The sequence below is a fragment of the Streptomyces sp. WAC 01529 genome, from assembly GCF_003945545.1.
Classification (GTDB): Bacteria; Actinomycetota; Actinomycetes; order Streptomycetales; family Streptomycetaceae; genus Streptomyces; species Streptomyces anatolicus.
Map to the genome: position 1 here is coordinate 5,921,441 of NZ_CP029617.1, position 18,153 is coordinate 5,939,593.

At 70.8% G+C, this 18,153-nt stretch carries 19 protein-coding genes; 11 read left to right on the forward strand and 8 right to left on the reverse strand.

What is annotated here, in order from left to right; genetic code table 11:
* Positions 1 to 42 precede the first annotated feature (42 nt).
* Positions 43 to 579: a GNAT family N-acetyltransferase gene (locus tag DMA15_RS26575; RefSeq protein ID WP_240659939.1), complete on the forward strand. Its 537-nt coding sequence runs from the start codon at positions 43 to 45 to the stop codon at positions 577 to 579.
* Here the strand turns inward: DMA15_RS26575 and DMA15_RS26580 are convergent.
* Positions 576 to 1,580 carry an NADP-dependent oxidoreductase gene (locus DMA15_RS26580; protein ID WP_125515281.1) on the reverse strand — a complete coding sequence of 335 codons (1,005 nt, stop codon included), beginning with the start codon at positions 1,578 to 1,580 and terminating at the stop codon, positions 576 to 578. The two genes, DMA15_RS26575 and DMA15_RS26580, sit on opposite strands and share 4 nt — an antisense overlap.
* A gap of 183 nt (positions 1,581 to 1,763) precedes the next feature.
* Between DMA15_RS26580 and DMA15_RS26585 the strand changes: the two genes are divergently transcribed.
* Together DMA15_RS26585 and DMA15_RS38035 are read left to right on the forward strand one after the other, a co-directional pair.
* On the forward strand, positions 1,764 to 2,648 hold the full coding sequence (locus DMA15_RS26585) for a LysR family transcriptional regulator (protein ID WP_125515282.1): 885 nt from the start codon (positions 1,764 to 1,766) through the stop codon (positions 2,646 to 2,648).
* A 205-nt stretch (positions 2,649 to 2,853) separates the two neighbouring features.
* A complete protein-coding gene (locus tag DMA15_RS38035) occupies positions 2,854 to 2,988 on the forward strand; it encodes a hypothetical protein (protein ID WP_258021996.1) in 135 nt (44 codons plus the stop codon).
* A gap of 8 nt (positions 2,989 to 2,996) precedes the next feature.
* On the opposite strand, the gene DMA15_RS26590 is transcribed toward DMA15_RS38035, so the two are convergent.
* A complete protein-coding gene (locus tag DMA15_RS26590) occupies positions 2,997 to 4,598 on the reverse strand; it encodes a metallophosphoesterase family protein (RefSeq protein ID WP_125515283.1) in 1,602 nt (533 codons plus the stop codon).
* Between the two features lie 129 nt (positions 4,599 to 4,727).
* Between DMA15_RS26590 and DMA15_RS26595 the strand changes: the two genes are divergently transcribed.
* Both DMA15_RS26595 and DMA15_RS26600 read left to right on the forward strand, forming a co-directional pair.
* A complete protein-coding gene (locus DMA15_RS26595) occupies positions 4,728 to 5,777 on the forward strand; it encodes a 3-isopropylmalate dehydrogenase (protein ID WP_125515284.1) in 1,050 nt (349 codons plus the stop codon).
* A 244-nt stretch (positions 5,778 to 6,021) separates the two neighbouring features.
* Positions 6,022 to 7,113 carry a branched-chain amino acid aminotransferase gene (locus DMA15_RS26600; protein ID WP_125518014.1) on the forward strand — a complete coding sequence of 364 codons (1,092 nt, stop codon included), beginning with the start codon at positions 6,022 to 6,024 and terminating at the stop codon, positions 7,111 to 7,113.
* A gap of 247 nt (positions 7,114 to 7,360) precedes the next feature.
* On the opposite strand, the gene DMA15_RS26605 is transcribed toward DMA15_RS26600, so the two are convergent.
* Positions 7,361 to 7,996, reverse strand: coding sequence for a TetR family transcriptional regulator (locus DMA15_RS26605; protein ID WP_206302845.1), 636 nt, complete (start codon positions 7,994 to 7,996; stop codon positions 7,361 to 7,363).
* 139 nt (positions 7,997 to 8,135) lie between these two features.
* Here DMA15_RS26605 and DMA15_RS26610 point away from each other — a divergent pair, with 139 nt between their 5' ends.
* Positions 8,136 to 9,065 carry a zinc-binding dehydrogenase gene (locus DMA15_RS26610; RefSeq protein WP_125515285.1) on the forward strand — a complete coding sequence of 310 codons (930 nt, stop codon included), beginning with the start codon at positions 8,136 to 8,138 and terminating at the stop codon, positions 9,063 to 9,065.
* Between the two features lie 114 nt (positions 9,066 to 9,179).
* Here DMA15_RS26610 and DMA15_RS26615 read toward each other — a convergent pair whose 3' ends face one another.
* Positions 9,180 to 10,607: a cytosine permease gene (locus DMA15_RS26615; RefSeq protein WP_125515286.1), complete on the reverse strand. Its 1,428-nt coding sequence runs from the start codon at positions 10,605 to 10,607 to the stop codon at positions 9,180 to 9,182.
* A gap of 165 nt (positions 10,608 to 10,772) precedes the next feature.
* Between DMA15_RS26615 and ureA the strand changes: the two genes are divergently transcribed.
* From ureA to DMA15_RS26630, 3 genes are read left to right on the forward strand one after another with little or no spacing between them, the layout of a single operon-like run.
* A complete protein-coding gene (gene ureA, locus DMA15_RS26620) occupies positions 10,773 to 11,507 on the forward strand; it encodes an urease subunit gamma (RefSeq protein WP_125515287.1) in 735 nt (244 codons plus the stop codon).
* On the forward strand, positions 11,504 to 13,225 hold the full coding sequence (locus DMA15_RS26625) for an urease subunit alpha (protein ID WP_125515288.1): 1,722 nt from the start codon (positions 11,504 to 11,506) through the stop codon (positions 13,223 to 13,225). Before ureA ends, DMA15_RS26625 begins: the two co-directional genes overlap by 4 nt.
* Positions 13,226 to 13,256: 31 nt before the next feature.
* Positions 13,257 to 14,303: an agmatine deiminase family protein gene (locus tag DMA15_RS26630; protein WP_125515289.1), complete on the forward strand. Its 1,047-nt coding sequence runs from the start codon at positions 13,257 to 13,259 to the stop codon at positions 14,301 to 14,303.
* 614 nt (positions 14,304 to 14,917) lie between these two features.
* On the opposite strand, the gene DMA15_RS26635 is transcribed toward DMA15_RS26630, so the two are convergent.
* The 3 genes from DMA15_RS26635 to DMA15_RS26645 all read right to left on the reverse strand — a co-directional run bounded on the left by DMA15_RS26635 (position 14,918) and on the right by DMA15_RS26645 (position 16,009).
* Positions 14,918 to 15,334, reverse strand: a complete 417-nt coding sequence (locus tag DMA15_RS26635; RefSeq protein ID WP_125515290.1) for a hypothetical protein — start codon at positions 15,332 to 15,334, stop codon at positions 14,918 to 14,920.
* A 244-nt stretch (positions 15,335 to 15,578) separates the two neighbouring features.
* Positions 15,579 to 15,788, reverse strand: a complete 210-nt coding sequence (locus tag DMA15_RS26640) for a hypothetical protein (protein ID WP_125515291.1) — start codon at positions 15,786 to 15,788, stop codon at positions 15,579 to 15,581.
* Positions 15,785 to 16,009: a hypothetical protein gene (locus DMA15_RS26645; RefSeq protein WP_125515292.1), complete on the reverse strand. Its 225-nt coding sequence runs from the start codon at positions 16,007 to 16,009 to the stop codon at positions 15,785 to 15,787. Before DMA15_RS26645 ends, DMA15_RS26640 begins: the two co-directional genes overlap by 4 nt.
* A 248-nt stretch (positions 16,010 to 16,257) precedes the next feature.
* On the opposite strand from DMA15_RS26645, the gene DMA15_RS26650 reads away from it, so the two are divergent.
* Positions 16,258 to 16,515, forward strand: a complete 258-nt coding sequence (locus DMA15_RS26650; protein ID WP_240659941.1) for a hypothetical protein — start codon at positions 16,258 to 16,260, stop codon at positions 16,513 to 16,515.
* Between the two features lie 2 nt (positions 16,516 to 16,517).
* The gene (locus DMA15_RS26655) at positions 16,518 to 16,967 is read left to right on the forward strand and encodes a DUF6221 family protein (protein ID WP_125515293.1); all 450 of its coding nucleotides are present in this window, start codon (positions 16,518 to 16,520) and stop codon (positions 16,965 to 16,967) included.
* 546 nt (positions 16,968 to 17,513) lie between these two features.
* Here the strand turns inward: DMA15_RS26655 and DMA15_RS26665 are convergent.
* Positions 17,514 to 18,068, reverse strand: a complete 555-nt coding sequence (locus DMA15_RS26665; RefSeq protein ID WP_125515295.1) for a hypothetical protein — start codon at positions 18,066 to 18,068, stop codon at positions 17,514 to 17,516.
* Positions 18,069 to 18,153 lie beyond the last annotated feature (85 nt).

Sequence of the window (18,153 nt, forward strand, 5' to 3'; positions counted from 1 at the left end):
AGACCAATCGGGAGCCACTTCGGGCCTGAGTACGCTGGCGAGGTGACGGAAAGCGTTCTGCGTACGGCCCACACCAGCGAGCTGACGGCGGCCGAGCTGCGTGCCGCCCGCGCCCTGCTCGACGAGGCCTTCGACGGCGACTTCAGCGACCAGGACTGGGACCACGGCCTCGGCGGCGTCCACGCCCTGGTCCACGACGCCGGGGGCGCGCTGGTCGCCCACGGGTCCGTGGTCCAGCGCCGGATCCTGCACCACGGCCGCTCGCTGCGCGTCGGATACGTCGAGGCGGTCGCCGTCCGCACGGACCGGCGGCGGCAAGGGCTCGGCGGCCGGGTGATGGGCGCCCTGGAGCGGGTCGTCGACGGGGCGTACGACCTGGGCGCGCTCTCCGCGTCGGCCGAGGGGGAGCGGCTCTACCTCGGACGCGGCTGGACGCGGTGGCAGGGCGCGGTCGGCACGCTCGGCCCGACCGGCGCGGTCCTCATGCCGGAGGAGGACCCGCCGCTGCTGCGGGGCGCCGCCCGCCTCGACCCCGCGTACGAACTCCTCATCGACTGGCGCGAAGGGGACGTGTTCTAGCCTTCTTCCGGGGCCGACCGCACGATCATCTTCCCCACGTTCTCGCCCCGCAGCATCCCCAGGAACGCGTCCACGATCCGGTCGAAGCCCGTCACCACCGTCTCGTCGAGCCCGACCCGCCCGCTCCGCAGGTGCGGCACCACGAACTCGTACAACTCCTCCTGCACGGCACGGTGGTTGCTCACGAGGAAGCCCTCCATGCGCAGGCTCTTCTCGACGATGTCGGGGAGGTTGTGCAGCGCGTAGGGCGCGCCGGTGGCGTTGTACTGGGTGATGGTGCCGATCCGTACGATCCGTCCGAACTCGCGCAGCGAGGAGATCGCCGCCTCCAGTTGCTCGCCGCCGACGTTGTCCACATAGACGTCGATCCCGTCGGGAGCCGCCTTCGCCAGGAGGTCTGCCGCGGGGCCCGCGTGATAGTCGAAGGCGTCGTCGTAGCCGACGTGTTCCGTCAGGTACGCCGCCTTCGCCGCCGTGCCCGCGCTGCCGACGAGCCGTCCCGCGCCCATGAGCCGGGCCAGTCGGCCCGTCGCCGTGCCGACGCCGCCCGCCGCCGCGGAGACGAACAGGTCCTGCCCCTCGCGGAGTTCGGCGATCCGGGTGAGGCCCACGTACGCGGTCAGGCCGGTGCCGCCGAGGATGCCCAGGTGCGCGGAGAGCGGCACACCGTCGAAGCGGGGGACGCGGCGGGCCTCGTCGGCGGTGACCACGGCGTGCGTGCGCCAGCCCTGGCGGTGGAAGACGATCTCGCCCTCGGGGAGCGCGGGGTCGCGGGAGTCGACGACGCGGCCGAGCGTGCGGCCCTCCAAGGGGGCGTGCAGCGCGAAGTCACCGTCCATCATCTCGCGGTGGTAGGGGTCGACGGACCAGTAGAGGTTCTCCACGAGGGCGGTGCCCGGCGCGGGCTCGGGGAGCGCGGACTCCACGAACGTGAAGTGGGCGGCGGTGGGGAAGCCGTGGGGGCGGGCGGTCTGGTGCACGGTCAGTGCGGTCTCGGTCATGTCCGTGACCGTAGGCAGGAATGCCGGACCCGGGCAGAGGGTTGCGCTCATGGAACGCCCGGGTCCATGAAGGACCCTCATAGAAGCAGGTGGGAGTCCTGATGGACGCCGTAAGCGCCGCCGGAATCAGGTGGGGACTCTGATGGACGCCGCACGCGCCGCCGAAAGCAGGTGGGGACTCTGATGGACACCGCACGCGCCGCCGACCTCGCCCCCCACGAACTCCGTGTCCTCGTCGCCGTCGACCAGGAGCGGGGCTTCACCGCCGCGGCGCGGGCGCTCGGCCTCACCCAGTCCGCGGTCTCCCACTCGATCCGCGGCACGGAACGCAAGGTGGGCGCGGTCCTCTTCGAGCGGGGCCGCAAGGGCGCCACGCCCACCCCCGCGGGCGTCGCCGCCGCCGCCCACGCCCGGCGCGTGCTGCGGCTCCTCGACGCCCTCGTCACCGAGGCCCGCGCCGCCGAGCGCGGCGAGGTCACGGGCCCGCTGCGCATCGCGGCGTTCCGCAGCGCGGTCCTGCACCTGCTCCCGGCCGCCCTGGAGCGCCTCACCGCCCGCCACCCCGGCATCCAGCCGGAGGTCAGGGTGGTGCGCGAACTGGGCGCGGGCACCGCGGGCGAGGTCGCCGAGGGCCGCGCGGACGTGGGCATCGCGACGCTCGGCGGCACCTCGCCCGTCCCCGCGGGGCTCATCGGTGACGTACTCGTCGAGGAGCCGTACGCCCTCGTGCACCCCGCGGGCCACCCCGACCCGCGCTCGCTGCCGCTGATCGACTGGCACGAGAACTGCGGCTCGTACACGAGGCAGTGGTGGGGCCGGCAGGACTGGATCCCCAGGGCGACCGTCCTGGCCGAGGACGACGGGGCCGTGCTCGCGATGGTCGGCAACGGCCACGGCATGGCGATCATGCCCGCCCTCTCGCTGACCGGAGCGCCCGACTCCGTCGAGATCGCCGACCTGGGCGCGGACCGCCCGACCCGCTCCGTCGGCTATGTCACCACCCCTGAGCTGGCCTCTTCCCTCCCCGTCCGGGCCCTGATCCGCGAGTTGAGAGCGGTACGCGCGTGACGGCCGTCTCAGATAGTAGGAAGTCCGAGTAACTGTGGAGACAGATGCGCCGTCCTCCCTTAGCTTTGTAGGAGCCGAACGTCTCGCTCGATCAAGCGAATGGCGGTCGTGAGCCGGAGCCTTGCGCAGGCGAACCCTGCCGCTCCGTGGCTCCCCGCCGATTCTGGCCTCTCGAATCACCCTTCCCTCAAGGAGTGGATCTCTCATGGCCGAGAAGACTGCCCGCCGCGTCCGCCACACCTCCCGCAAGGAATCCGAGCGCTCCGAGCGCAAGAACGCCGCCGCGGCGCTCCAGCGCGCCCTGGACCGCAGGGACAACGGCGGGGAAACGGGCCACTGAGCCCCGGTTCAGCGGGCCGCGTGCCCGCGTACGACCTCGAAGTGGTCGATGCGCTCGCCGCTCTCGGCGAGCGCGGAGACCGACAGCCTCGGGTGCGCGCCGGCCGTCACCTCCACCGCCAGGAACGAGAAGCCGGTGTAGCGCACCCGTGACCACTCGACCGTGTCGGGGTCGGGCCGCCGCGACTTCGTCCAGTGGAAGGTCACGACGTGGTCGTGATCGTGGACGTGCCCCTCGTAACTGTCCTTGACGCCGGGACCGAAGCCGTAGAGGTCCTTGCCCGCCCCGCCCGCGGTGACGTACACGATGCCGTCGCGCGTCGGATCGGTCGACGCGCCGACCGGTACGGGCCTGCCGACCTCGCCGCCCTTGATGGCGTCGGTGCGTTCGTAGACGTGGTTGTGGCCGTTGACGACCAGGTCCACCTGGTGCTCGGTGAACAGCGGCAGCCACGCGTCGCGCACCCCGCCGTCGGAGCCGTGCGTCGACGTCGAGTACGCGCAGTGGTGGAAGAAGACGACGATGAAGTCGATCCCCTCGTCCGCCCGCAGCTCGCCGAGGCGCCTGTCGAGCCAGGCGGTCTGCTTCCCGTCCGTGCAGCCCTTGTTGGCGGGTATCTCGTACGAGACGTCGTTGGCGTCCAGGGCGACGACGCCGACGTTGCCGTAGGTGAAGGAGTACACGCCCGGTGCCTCGCGCGGGTCGAAGCCGTTCTCCGGGAGCGACCAGCGCGCGGACTGCCCGCCGTAGCCGTTCGGCGAGTACCACGCCTCCATGTCGTGGTTGCCGGTCGTCACCATCCATGGCACCGACTTCGCGACCGACTCCGTCTGCGCGAGGAAGGTGTCCCACACGCGCGCGTCGTAGGTGTCCGTCTCCTTGCCGTGCCCGGTGGTGTCCGCGTAGCAGATGTCGCCCGCGTGCAGATGGAAGGCGGGGTTCTGGCCCAGGATCAGCTGGTCGTTGGCGAGCGCGTGGTAGCTGACGCCCTGGTCGCCGAAGGCCGTGAAGACGAACCTCTCCGGCCGCGCGGGGGCCGTCCTGAACGAGCCGATCGTCGCCATCCGCTCGGGCGACGCCGGATCGAAGCCGTCGTGGCCGACGCCGTAGTAGTACGTGGTGCCGGGCTTGAGGCCGTCCAGCGCCGCGTGCAGGTAGTACTGCTCGACCGCCGGGAGCTTCTTCGACAGCGAGGGGGTGTGCAGGTCGCGGACCTCCGCCCCGATCTTCTGGCTCAGCTCCCAGGGCTTCAGGCCCACGCGTACATAAGGGGACTTGACGGCGAACGGCACCTGCCAGGAGATCCGCATCTGCGTCTTCGGGTCGGCGCCGAAGGCGAGGTGCCGGCCGAAGGGGGCGACCAGCCTGCCGTCGACCTTCACCGGCGCGGACGAGGCGACCTGCGCGGGCGCGCCCCCGCCGTACGCGCCGCCATGCGCGCCGCCCGAACTCCCCGTGAGCAGACCGATGCCGCCGACCGTCCCGGCCGCCGTGAACGAACTGGCGAGCACCTTGCGACGGGAGAGCCTCCCGCGCAGGAACTCGTGCTGCTCGGGCATGCTCATCCGCGCCGCGAGCCGCTCCGGGATGCCGAGATTCGGAGTGTCCATGGCAGGAAATTTCCCAGCGATGCCCAACTCCCGCCATACGCCCGGATGAACAGGAACCGTCCACCAGGCGGCTGTCCGCATGTCGGACATCGCGTGTCATCCCCTGGGACGAAGGGTTAGGCTGCCCGCATGTCGGCTAGCTCTCGCATCCTCAATCTCGCAGTGATCCCCGGTGACGGCATCGGCCAGGAGGTCGTGGCCCAGGGACTCAAGGTCCTGGGCGCCGCCCTCCCGCCGGACGTGAAGCTGGAGACCACGGAGTACGACTTCGGCGCCAAGCGGTACCACGCGACCGGTGAGACGCTCACCGACGCCGACGTCGAAGCCCTCAAGCGGCACGACGCGATCCTCCTCGGCGCCATCGGCGACCCGTCGGTCCCCTCCGGCGTGCTGGAGCGCGGCTTCCTGCTGAAGCTCCGCTTCCTCTTCGACCACCACGTGAACCTGCGGCCCTCGAAGCTGCTCCCGGGCGTCGCGACCCCCCTCAAGGGCCAGCCCGAGATCGACTTCATCGTCGTACGCGAAGGGACCGAGGGCCCCTACACGGGCAACGGCGGCTCGATCCGCACCGGCACCCCGCACGAGGTCGCCACCGAGGTCTCCGTCAACACCGCCTTCGGCGTGGAGCGCGTGGTCCGTGACGCCTTCGCCCGCGCGCAGGCCCGCCCGCGCAAGAAGCTGACGCTGGTCCACAAGAACAACGTCCTCGCCTACGCCGGTCACCTCTGGACGAACGTCTTCAACAAGGTGGCCAAGGAGTTCCCCGAGGTCACCACCGACTACATCCACGTCGACGCCGCGACGATCTACCTCGTCACCGACCCCGGCCGCTTCGACGTGATCGTCACCGACAACCTCTTCGGCGACATCATCACCGACCTCGCCGCGGCCGTCTCCGGCGGCATCGGCGTCGCGGCCTCGGGCAACATCAACCCGAGCGGCGAGTTCCCGTCCATGTTCGAGCCCGTGCACGGCTCGGCGCCGGACATCGCGGGCCAGGGCAAGGCCGACCCGTCGGCCACCGTCCTGTCGGTCGCCCTGCTGCTGCGCCACCTCGGTTACGAGCCCGAGGCCGCCCGCATCGAGACCGCCGTCTCCGCCGACCTCGCCGAGCGCGGGGAGAGCGTCCGCACCACGGAGCAGATCGGCGACGCGCTCGCCGTACGAGTAGCGGGCTGACCCGGCAGCTCGAAGATCGACAGAAGCCGCCGGGTCTCGCGAGACACCCGGCGGCTTCTCGTATGCGGCCCCCGGGTGTCACCATCGACCCCCGGGCCGCACTCCTGCCGTTTCTTCCCCGGGACCCCGCGAGCGATAATCGAACGTGGGGCCGTGAAGACAGGGAAGCTCGGACGTCCTCGTACCGGCCGGTACGGGCGTGAGCGCGGTCCGTCACCATCACACCGTGAAGGACAAAGCAGTCATGACGACGACGCCGACCATCGAGCTCAAGCCCTCCTCGTCCCCGCTGGCCGCCGCGGAGCGCGAGGCGATCATGGCCAACCCCGGGTTCGGCCGCCACTTCACCGACCACATGGTGACGATCAAGTGGACGGAGGGCCGCGGCTGGCACGACGGCCAGCTCGTGCCGTACGGGCCGCTGGCCCTCGACCCGGCGACGAACGTCCTGCACTACGCCCAGGAGATCTTCGAGGGCCTCAAGGCCTACCGCCAGCCCGACGGCTCGGTGGCCTCGTTCCGCCCCGACGCCAACGCCCGCCGCTTCCAGGCCTCCGCGCGGCGCCTCGCCATGCCCGAGCTGCCCGTCGAGACGTTCATCGAGGCGTGCGACGTGCTGGTGACGCAGGACAAGGCGTGGGTTCCGGCGCACGGCGGCGAGGAGTCCCTCTACCTGCGTCCCTTCATGATCGCCACCGAGGTCGGCCTGGGCGTGAAGCCCGCCAACGAGTACCTCTTCGTCGTCATCGCCTCGCCGGCGGGCGCCTACTTCCCCGGCGGTGTGAAGCCCGTCTCGATCTGGCTCTCCGAGGACCGGGTGCGCGCCGTCCCCGGTGGCATGGGCGACGCCAAGACCGGCGGCAACTACGCCGCGTCGCTGCTCGCGCAGGCCGAGGCGGCGGCGAAGGGCTGCGACCAGGTCGCCTACCTCGACGCGGTCGAGCACAAGTGGGTCGAGGAGCTGGGCGGCATGAACCTGTACTTCGTGTACGGCAACAAGATCGTCACCCCGACGCTCACCGGCTCCCTGCTCGCGGGCATCACCCGCGACTCGCTCCTCTCGGTCGCCAGGGACCTCGGTTACGAGTCGGAGGAGGCGCGCGTCTCCATCGACCAGTGGAAGACGGACTCCGAGAACGGCACGCTGACGGAGGTCTTCGCCTGCGGCACGGCGGCGGTCATCACGCCGGTCGGCACGGTCAAGTGCGCGGCGGGGGAGTGGCAGCAGAGCGGTGGCGAGCCGGGTGAGGTCACGATGAAGCTGCGGGACGCGTTGCTGGACATCCAGCGGGGGACCTCGGAGGACGTCCACGGCTGGATGCACCGGCTCGGCTGAGGGCTTCACGGTTCTTGTGGGCGGGGCGGGGCGGGGTCTGTGCGGGTTCCTCGTGCCGCGCGGGTCGGTCGTGGCTGGTCGCGCAGTTCCCCGCGCCCCCAAAGCGGCTCCGCCGCTGGGGGCGCCTGGGGGCTGTCCCGCTAGGGCTGCTATTTCGGTGGGCGGCGCGTGAGGTTCGGTCAGGGGCGCGGGGAACTGCGCGATCAGCCCCCACCGGTCCGCAGGCGAAGGTGAACGCCAACAACCCCTAGCGCACCGCGAGGGTCAGCGATTCCGGCACCGCGCCGCAGGCGAGCCCAAGCCCCGCCGCCAGACGACCCCGCGTAGGGGCGGGCCCCTCCACCCACGCCTCCACCGCCCGGTGAAACGCCGCGACCAGCACATCGATCGCGAGCCGCGCCCGCAGCTCGTCCCCGCCCGGCAGGGCGAACCGGCGCCGCACCACGGCCAGCGCCGCCCGGCTCGTGCGGTCACAGAACGCGAGCCCGTGCGCGTCCATGGACGGCGTCCGCCCCGCGAGCCGCCGGCTGAGCACCACCCGGTGCGCCCACCCTTCCGCGGGCATGCGGCCGAGCGCGGCCAGCAGCGCGTCCCGCAACACGTCGAACAGGGTCTGCCCCGGGGCCGGTTCGCAGACCTCCAGCTCCTCCAGGAACGCCTCCCACAGATCCTGGGTGGGCGCCATCGCCACGTCTTCCTTGCTGGTGAACGTACGGAAGAACGTCCGCTTGCTGACCTCCACCGCATCGCACAGCGCGTCGAGCGTCACGCCCTCGAAACCACGCTCGGTGAACAGTTCGAGCGCGGTGTCGACGAGCGCCTGCCGCGTCCGCAGCTTCTTGCGCTCCCGCAGGGGCAGCCGGTCGAGGTCCATCGCGTCCATGCCGGAAGTGTAGCCCTCGGCGGCCATGCGGAGGCGAATGCCCCTTGAAGGCTTCTGCCACTCAGTGGCACTATTGCGGCGGCCGGGCCCGATCGCGGTGCCCTCGGCCTTCTTTGGCGTACGTCGAAAGGCAACTCCCATGCGCGCACTGCTCGTTGACCGATCCGCCCCCGGAGGCCTGCGCCTCGGCGAGGCTCCCGTCCCCGAGCCCGCCCCGCACCAGGCGCTGATCCGCGTACGGGCGACCTCCCTGAACCACGGTGAGGTGAGGTGGGGCATCGAGGGCGCGCCCGAGGGCGCGGTGCTCGGCTGGGACGCGGCCGGTGTCGTCGAGCGGGCCGCCGCCGACGGCTCGGGCCCCGCGGTCGGCACCCCCGTGGTGACGCTCGCCGGTGACGGCGGCTGGGCCGAGTACCGCGTCGCCGACACGGCGTGGACCGGCGTCGTGCCCGAGGGCGCGGACCTGGGGGCCATCAGCACCGTGCCGGTCGCGGGCGCCAGCGCCCTGCGCGCCCTGGACCGGATCGGTCCGATCCTCGGCAGGCGCGTGCTGGTCACGGGCGCGACCGGCGGTGTCGGGCGGTACGCGGTGCAGCTCGCCCGGCGCGGCGGTGCGCACGTCATCGCGGTGACCGGTGACCCCGAGGGGAAGGGGGACGCGCTCCGGGCCCTCGGCGCGCACGAGGTGATCGCCGCGCCCGAGGCGGCCGGAGCCCCGGTGGACGGCGTGGTGGACGTGATCGGCGGTGGGCAACTGGTCGCCGCGTACCAGCAGTTGGGCGCGGGCGGCACCCTCGTCTCCGTCGGGCAGGCCGGCGGGGAGTCCGAGCACTTCCCGCTCAGGGCCCTCTATGGGGAGCAGGGCCGCCACGACCGCTCGATCGTCAACTTCCAGCTGCTCGGCTGCCCGGACCTCTCGCGGGACCTGACCTGGCTCGCGGGGCAGGTGGCGGCGGGCACGCTCGACCCCGGCACGTCCTGGCGCGGCGCCTGGGACAAGGCCCCGGAGGCGATCGAAACCCTCCTCACCCGCCGCCTCCAGGGCAAGGCGATCCTGGACATCGCCTGACGGACGTCCCAGCCCAAGCGTGCGACGCGTGAGGTTCGGCCGGGGGCGCGGGGGACTGCGCGCCCAGCCACAGACAACCCGCACCCGAAAATCCGCCGCCCCGGGGCCGATCGCTCAGCCCGCCACCGTCTCCTCCTCCCCCAGCGGAAGCGCCGCCGCAACCACCGCACGCCGGGTCAGTGCCGCGTACGTCACCCCACCCACCACCCCCGAGAGCAGGAAGCTGCAGTCGACGCCGCCGGTCAGCGCCAGCAGTGGACCCTCGTACGAAGGGAGCGCGACCGAGAGCAGACCGACCACCGCGCCAAGCGCCCACGCGACGGTCGCCTGGATGTTCCAGCCGGAGCGGAACCAGTAGACGCCCCCCTTGGCGCGGCGGTTGAAGACCTGGAGGGCCTCCGCGTCGTATTCCCCGCGACAGCGCGCGAAGCCGATCAGGGTGATGACCGCCCACGGCGTGCCGATCGCCGTCAGGAGCAGTACGAACGACGTCATCGCGTCCTGCGCCTCCCACGCGAAGTGGCCGACGAAGACGCAGGCCGTGGCGACGACGGCGACCGTGTACGTGGCGCGGGCGCGCGAGGCGCGGGGCAGGATCGCGTCCAGGTCGAGGCCCATCGAGTACAGCATCAGACCCGCGTTGCCGACGGACCCCGCCGACGCGGCGAGCAGCAGCGGCACCAGGTACCAGGTGGGGGAGGCGTCGACGAGGCCGCCCGCGTAGTCCAGGGCGGCGCGCGCCGCGTACGCCGTGAACGTACCGAAGAGCTGCGGGATCAGCAGTCCCGCGAGCAGACCCACCCAGGCCGCGCCGAGCACCGCGCGGGAGCTGTGCCGGGCCGGGGAGACATAGCGGGTGTAGTCGCCGAGCAGGGTGATGAAGGCGATGGGGCCCGACAGGCCCGCGGCCACCAGGGCGAGCAGCCAGGTGGGCCAGAACGAGCCGAGCAGATAGCCGCCCGCCCCCGGCAGCGCCGAGGTCGTGAAGTCGGGGGCGTACGCGATGACGCCGAGGATCAGCAGTGCCGTCATCCCGAAGGCGAGCACCCGGGAGAGGCGGAGCAGCACCCGGTAGCCGAAGACCGCGCCGACCACGGTGGCCGCGGCGAGCAGGGCGTAGACGAGGCCGTAGGAGAGGCCGCCGACCGGCAGTCCGAGCAGGCGGTGCAGCGTGCCCACCATGACGTCGCCGCCGATCCAGATGGTCAGCGCGGTGTAGCCGAGCGAGAGCAGCAGGCCGACGACCGAGCCGACGAGCCGGCCGCGCACGCCGAACTGGGCCCCGGACGAGGTGGAGAGGTTCGTCCCGGTGCGCAGGGACACCAGGGCGAGCGGCGCGGTGAGCGCGGTGCCGAGCACCGTGCCCGCCACCACCGCGCTGACCGACTCCCACCAGCCGAGGCCGAACGACACCGGCAGCCAGCCGAAGACGATCACCCCCAGGCAGAGGTTGGAGCCGATGAGGATCGACACGAGATCGCGGGGGCCGCTGGTGCGTTCCCCGTCCGGGATGGTGTCGACTCCGCGCTGTTCTATCGGCATGGGTGCCCCTGACGCTCGCTTGGTCCCGATGGTTGCCTCACTTAGAGCAGCGCTCAATGTGACCCGTGGAACCTGCTTCCGTCAATGCTTCCAGCATGCGGATTTCGTCGTTAGAGTGTTGCTCTAAACTCTGGCGCAGGACGTGGAAACAGGGAGGTACGGCGCGTGCGACTGACGCCCACCGAACGCGACCGGCTGCTGCTCTTCGGGGCCGCTGAGCTGGCGAGGGCCCGCAAGGCACGCGGCCTCAGGCTCAATGTCCCCGAGGCGACCGCGCTGATCGCCGACACGGTCTGCGAGGCGGCCCGCGACGGCGTCCGACTCGCCGAGGCCGTCGAGCGGGCCCGCGCCGCCCTCGGCCCGGACGATGTCCTGCCCGGCGTCGCCGACGTGGTGACCGAGGTGCACGTGGAGGCCGTCTTCGACGACGGCTCCCGCCTCGCCGTGGTCTCCGACCCCATCGGCGCCGGTCTCGGCAGCGAGGCCCCGGGCGCGCTGCTGCCCGGCCCCGCGCACGAGGACCCCGCGCCCGTGGTGACGCTGACCGTGCGCAACACCGCCTCCGTGCCCATCTCGGTGACCTCGCACTTCCACTTCTTCGAGGCCAACCCCCGGCTCGACTTCGACCGCGCCGCCGCCTACGGCCTGCGCCTGGCCGTGCCCGCCGGGTCCTCCGTGCGCTTCGGGCCCGGCGAGAGCGGCGAGGTCGGGCTGGTGCCCATCGGCGGCGAGCGGATCGCCATCGGCTTCGCGGGCCTGGTGGACGGCCCGCTGGACGGGCCGGGCGCGCGCGAAGAGGCACTGCGCCGGGCCGCCGCCTGCGGCTACCTCGGCGTGCCGGAAACGACCGACCGGAGCTACCGGACGAGCTACCAGAACGACCAGGAGGCCGAGCGATGAGCCGCCCCGGAGGGCACCCCGCCGAACCCCGCCGCCTCACCCCGTACGAGTACGCCTCCACGCATGGCCCGCGCGCCGGCGACCACGTCCGCCTCGGCGACTCCGGGCTGACGATCCGCGTCGAGTCCGACGCCCAGAAGTACGGCGACGAATTCCTCGCCGGGTTCGGCAAGACCGCCCGCGACGGCCTGCACCTGAAGGCCGCCGCCGTCCGCGAGACCTGTGACGTCGTCATCAGCAACGTCGTCGTGATCGACGCCGTGCAGGGCATCCGCAAGGTGTCCATCGGCATCCGCGAGGGCCGCATCCACGCCATCGGGCGCGCGGGCAACCCCGACACCCTCGACGGCGTCGACGTGGTCGTCGGCACCGGCACGTCCATCGTGTCGGGGGAGGGCCTGATCGCCACCGCCGGTTCCGTGGACACCCACGTCCACCTGCTCTCGCCGCGCATCATGGAGGCCTCCCTCGCCTCCGGGGTGACGACGATCATCGGCCAGGAGTTCGGGCCTGTGTGGGGCGTCGGCGTCAACTCGCCCTGGGCGCTGCGCCACGCGTTCAACGCCTTCGACGCCTGGCCCGTCAACATCGGCTTCCTCGGCCGCGGCTCGTCCTCGCACGACGCCCCGCTGATCGAGGCGCTCGCCGAGGGCGGCGCGTCCGGCTTCAAGGTGCACGAGGACATGGGCGCGCACACCCGCGCCCTGGACACCGCGCTGCGCGTCGCCGAGGAGTACGACGTCCAAGTCGCCCTGCACAGCGACGGGTTGAACGAATGCCTCTCCGTCGAGGACACCCTGAGGGTGCTCGAAGGGCGGACGATCCACGCCTTCCACATCGAGGGCTGCGGCGGCGGTCACGTACCGAACGTCCTGAAGATGGCGGGCGTGCCGAACGTGATCGGCTCCTCCACCAACCCCACCCTGCCCTTCGGCCGGGACGCCGTCGCCGAGCACTACGGCATGATCGTCTCCGTCCACGACCTGAAGACCGACCTGCCGGGCGACGCGGCCATGGCCCGCGACCGCATCCGCGCGGGGACGATGGGCGCCGAGGACGTGCTGCACGACCTGGGCGCCATCGGCATCACCTCGTCCGACGCGCAGGGCATGGGCCGCGCCGGTGAGACCGTGCGCCGCACCTTCGCGATGGCCGGGAAGATGAAGGCGGAGCTGGGCCCCATGGAGGGCGACGGCCCGCACGACGACAACGCGCGCGTCCTGCGCTACATCGCCAAGCTGACCATCAACCCCGCCCTCGCGCACGGCCTCGCCCACGAGGTGGGCTCCCTGGAGGTCGGCAAGCTGGCCGACATCGTGCTGTGGCGCCCCCAGTACTTCGGCGCCAAGCCGCAGATGGTGCTGAAGTCCGGCTTCCCCGCGTACGGCGTCACCGGTGACCCCAACGCGGCCACCGACACCTGCGAACCGCTAGTCCTCGGACCGCTGTTCGGCGCGCACGGCGCCGTGCCCGCCGACATCTCCGTGGCGTTCGTCGCGCAGGCCGCCGTCGACCAGGGCAACGACCTGATGCCGACCCGCCGCCGCCGGGTCGCGGTGCGCGGCACCCGCGGCATCGGCCCCGCCGACCTGCGCCTGAACTCCCGCACCGGCTCCATCGACGTGAACCAGAAGACCGGCCTCGTCACCCTCGACGGCGACCCGGTCCGCTCGGAGCCGGCCGACTCGGTCCCGCTGAACCGCCTCTATTTCCTCTGAACCCCAACTCTCCCTGATGAAGGTGTACGCCATGTCTGCTGCCGCCGACGGCTTCCGCATGCCCGCCGAGTGGGCCCCGCACGAGCGCACCTGGATGGCGTGGCCGTGCCCCAACCCCACCTTCGACGACCCCGAGGGCCTGGACGAGTCCCGCCTCGCCTGGGCGAACGTCGCCCGTGCCGTACGCCGCTTCGAGCCCGTCACCGTGGTCTGCGGCCCCGCCCAGGCCGCGTACGCGAGTGAACTCCTCGGGCCGGACATCGAGGTGGTGGAACGCGACCTGGACGACGCCTGGATGCGGGACATAGGCCCGACCTTCCTCACCGACGGCAAGGGCCGACTGGCCGCCGTGGACTGGACGTTCAACGGCTGGGGCGCCCAGGAGTGGGCCCGCTGGGACCACGACTCCAAGATCGGGGCGTACGTCGCCGACCTCGCCGGAGCCCGTACGTACACCTCGAAGCTCGTGAACGAGGGCGGCGGCATCCACGTCGACGGCGAGGGCACCGTCCTGCTCACCGAGACCGTCCAGCTCGGCCCCGAGCGCAACCCCGGCCTGACCAAGGCCGAGGTCGAGGCGGAGATCCACGCCCAGCTCGGCACCACCAAGGCGATCTGGCTGCCGCGCGGCCTCACCGCCGACTACCCCGGCCACGGCTACGGCACCCTCGGCCACGTCGACATCGTCGCCGCCTTCGCCGCGCCCGGCGTCGTCCTCGTCCACTCCCAACGCGACCCCGCCCACCCCGACTTCGAGGTCAGCAAGGAGATCATCGCGACCCTCGAGGGCCAGACGGACGCCCGCGGCCGTACCCTGCGGATCGTCGAGGTGCCCGCGCCGACCGTCCTCAAGGACGAGGAGGGCTGGGTCGACTACTCCTACATCAACCACTACCTCTGCAACGGCGGCGTCGTCCTGTGCGCCTTCGGCGACCCGAACGACGAGCTGGCGGCGGGCATCTTCCGCGGCCTGTTCCCCGGCCGCACGGTGACGCTCGTCGACGCCCGCACGATATTCGCCGGGGGCGGCGGCATCCACTGCATCACCCAGCAGCAGCCGAGGAGCACAGGTCAGTGACCTGACCTGGGAAGTCTCTCAAGGCTATCTAGTCTTACTTGGCCTTGGTCAGCCTGAGACGGCTCTAGTTGGGAGTGATCAACTCCCATTTCTCTCCCATGGGAGTGAGGCTCCGAAGCGCTGTCCGTCGGAGCCCCACCCCAGAGGCCAAGGCGGGGCTGCCACCCGGGGAGGTGGACTCGTGGTCCCACCCTGGCCGTTCTGTTCAATGAGCACCCCATGGACCTGTCGCCGTCACGGGCTGTGCATTCGCCGGAGACTTAGACCGCCCGCCCGCCTTTTGGGGTGCTGGCGGGCGGGCGGCGTCTTGTCAGCTGGGGCTCATCCCCAGCCGGGGTCACCCGCTTGTCCGGGCGCCCTCGGCAGGTGGCCTTCATCGCCACCCTGTGGCGCGGCACCCCAGCCGGGGTCAGCTGTGGCTACGACTGCCGCCCCGGCCTCCTCGGCGGCAGCCGCAACTGCGCTTCCGCCCGCGGTGACGCTGGCGAGGAGGAGTGCGGTGACGCTGGCGCGTATCACTCTCTTGATCGTGAATCCTCTATTTCGGGCCTCCGGTGCGGACATGCGTAAGCCCGGCCGCAGGGTGGTCGCGCCCGGGCTTGTCGTGGGGCGGATCAGACCTTGCAGAAGCCTGTCGCACGCAACGCCTTGTTGATCTTGGAGCCCTGCTCTTCCGTCGTTGTCACGTCCTTGTACGTGAAGCGCTGCGCCGCTCCCCAATTGAGGCGCTTGGCTTTGCCGTTGATCGAGCCGCACTGGTTGCGCGCGGCATCCACTGCTTTGTCCGCGTAGCGCACGACGTCCGGTGCGGCGGCCTGCAAGGCACGGATGAGCTTGGCTCGCTCGACAGCGTCGGGCTCCGGTGGGATGCCGGCCGATCGCGCGGCCTCGTCCTTCTGCTTCTGGGGCAGCTCAGGGATCGTGGCGCTTGGCTTGGCCTTCGGGTCGTCGGCCTTGTCGTTGCTCGACGAGCAGGCGGTGACGGCGAGGGCGCCAGCGAGAAGTAACCCGGCGGTGGTGGTGCGGTTCATGATCCCCCCTGGGATGTGGTTCTGGAGGGGCCATCATGCCTGCCGATGGGGCGGGTGGGGATATGGGTGAGCCCCGCTCGTGGGCGGGGCTTCTGTGTCCGGGCGCGCCGGACTTGGCGATCAATGTGCCATGAGCGGGGGCGGGGCGGGGTGCAAGCAGGGGTGGGTGGGTGTCGCGCGGTGTGTGTGTTCTTGAAGAGCTTTCGATGCGCCGGGACATGCTGCCCGCGATGCCCGTGGCGATCTAGCGGAGGAGGAGGAACGCCAGCATGAGCAGTCCGGCCTTGAGCCACCAGCTCGGCCCGCTCGAGGAGGCGAGCCAGTCCCGGATCCGCTCGTACAGTGCCTTCGCGCGGGTCGCGAGGCGGCGGGCGAGGTGCACGGCCAGGCGCTGGGAGCCGAGGCAGACGCGTCCGGCGGCGCGCAGCCGCTGGGTGGTGGTCGGGGCGCTCATGCCAGTGTGTTGCCGTCAGCGGTCTTCGCGACCTCGAAGATCTGCGCCCCGAGGTCGTTGGCGCCGCCGACCACGACCTGCGCGACGATCGCAGCCGTGCCGGTGGAGATGCAGAGCATGACCCCGATGAACACGCCCTTCTTCCACTTGCCCTTGGGTAGCTTGGGGGCCTGCGTGCGTACGAGCCACAGGCCGATGGCGAGGGCAGAGTTCGCTGCCACGCAGCAGATTGGGCAGATGGCGGTGGTGGCGAGGTTCTCGAAGGTGGGGGGCTCAGCAGAGGGGCTGGGCTGTGGGGTGAGCTGATCGGTACGCTCCATGGCAGGCCTGATCTTTCGTCGCAGTCAGAGAGGGTCCCCCCTCGATTCGGCGCTCCAACGCCACATGGATCGAGGGGTTTTCCCGTTACCGAGTACGACGCTAGAAACTTCCTTGTCATGTGGCAAGGAAGTTTGGAGGATGGTGCCCCATGGCTGACGAAGAAGGAGGGCCAGACATGGTGTCGTTCCGTGAGTTGGCCAGACGGCTCATCAGCGATGGCGTCGTGGAGCGGATTACGCACCAGCGGATCTCGCAGCTCGCGCGGGAGGATGCGGACTTTCCCCCCGTCGTGCCGGTTGGCCCGTCGAGCGTGGTCGATTACCGGAAGGCGCGCCCGTACTTCGCAAACAGGAAGTCGAAGCAGGGCCAGCGCACGGACCTGAAGAAGGCAGACCCGGAGGCGTAGCGGTGGATGATCTCGTGCAGTGGCTCGGCGAGCAGCTTGACGACGACGAGGGGATCGCGCGAGCGGCCACGCCCGGGCCGTGGCGTGTGCGTGATGACGGCGTGGTGGGCGACGAGGGCAAGCACTGGCCAGTCGCGTATACCGACTCCCACCGGGCCCGTGAAGACTGCCTTCACGTAGCCGAGCATGATCCGGCGCGGGTGCTGCGCGAGATCGACGCCAAGCGCCAGGCGCTCGCCCTCTACACGGCCACGGTGGAGGACCGAGAGGCACTCCGCGCGCGCATGCGGCAGGTCATCAACTCGGATCCCGACGAGTTCGGCAAGCTGCGTCAGCGGGAGAGTGAACTGATCAACGCTGAGGCGCGGCTCCGGCCCGTGGTGCGCCTGCTCGCGCTGCCCTACGCGGCTCGGCCCGGATTCCGTCCCGAATGGGCTGGTGGACCGCGATGATGAGAAGCCCCGGCGACGCGGCAACCGTCCCGGGGCGTGGCCGACTGCGAAGGAGTCGAACATGACAGAGGCTGCCCGTCGGGAAGAGTGGCGCCCCATCCCCGGGCGTGAGGGCGTTTACGAGGCGTCGAGTGAGGGGCGCGTGCGACCGCTCGATCGCATCTATGTCCGGTCTGACGGCCCACGGCAAGGCCTCGGGGGCGCGTCCTCTCGCCCGCTCTCATGGGTAAGGGCTACCCGTCCGTGATGTTGCCGCGCGGAATTCGCAAGCCAATTCATGTCCTCGTATGTGCGGCGTTCGGCTGAGAGCAACTTCAATGCGCGACTGACGTGGGGGGTGGTCGAGGAGATCCGGGCTTGCTGGGACCGGGGCGGCGTGACTCAGGCCGCACTGGCTGAGGAGTACGGACTGGGGAAGTCGCAGGTGCACAACATTGTGCGACGCAAGCAGCGGCACTCTCGCGAGGAGTGGCGGCCGTAGTCGTGTCGCGCTCGGACGAGGAGGTGCCGACGAGCGAGTGGACCGAAGGGCCGCACGCGCGTGGCCTACTCGTTTGCGAGGCAGTGCCTGACGTTAAGCGTCTCCAAGTCATTGTTGACCTGGGCTACCAGTTCAGCGCGCCGGGCGTGGGCGTCCTTGACGAATTGACTGTCCCCTGTGATGACCTCGTTTCGTAACTCCTCAGCCAGCGAGTGATCCTCATCGCTAATGTCGTTCATGCCTTCGAGAAGCCGGTGGATGTCTTTCTCGCGCGAGTTCGGTGTTTCAATCTTGCCCATCTCGCTGGTGAGCTTCCGTTCGCTACTGGACAGGGCGTCCCAGGCCGTCGCTGCCGCCTGGTAGTCGCTGGACTGGTATCCGCCGTCGGCCAGCGTGTCGAGGGACGTGTTTGCGTCTCTGTTTTCGCGAACGATGTCACCGTGCATGGCGTCGCATGCCGCATTGGCCTCCTTCGCCCACTCCTTGATGGTGAACTCGTCTTTGCCGACGATCGCGAAAATGAGCCCGGCAATGCCTGCCAGTCCCGCGAGAGCGGCGATCCACCAGCCGACATGCTTTCTGACCTGACCACCCCGACCATCCTCTTGATCTTCGCCCATGGATCACAGATTCCCCGGCTGGCATGAGGAAGTTGCGCGGCGAGAGAAATGCACTCGCGTGGCGCCGCCTGCGCGCCTGCGGGGT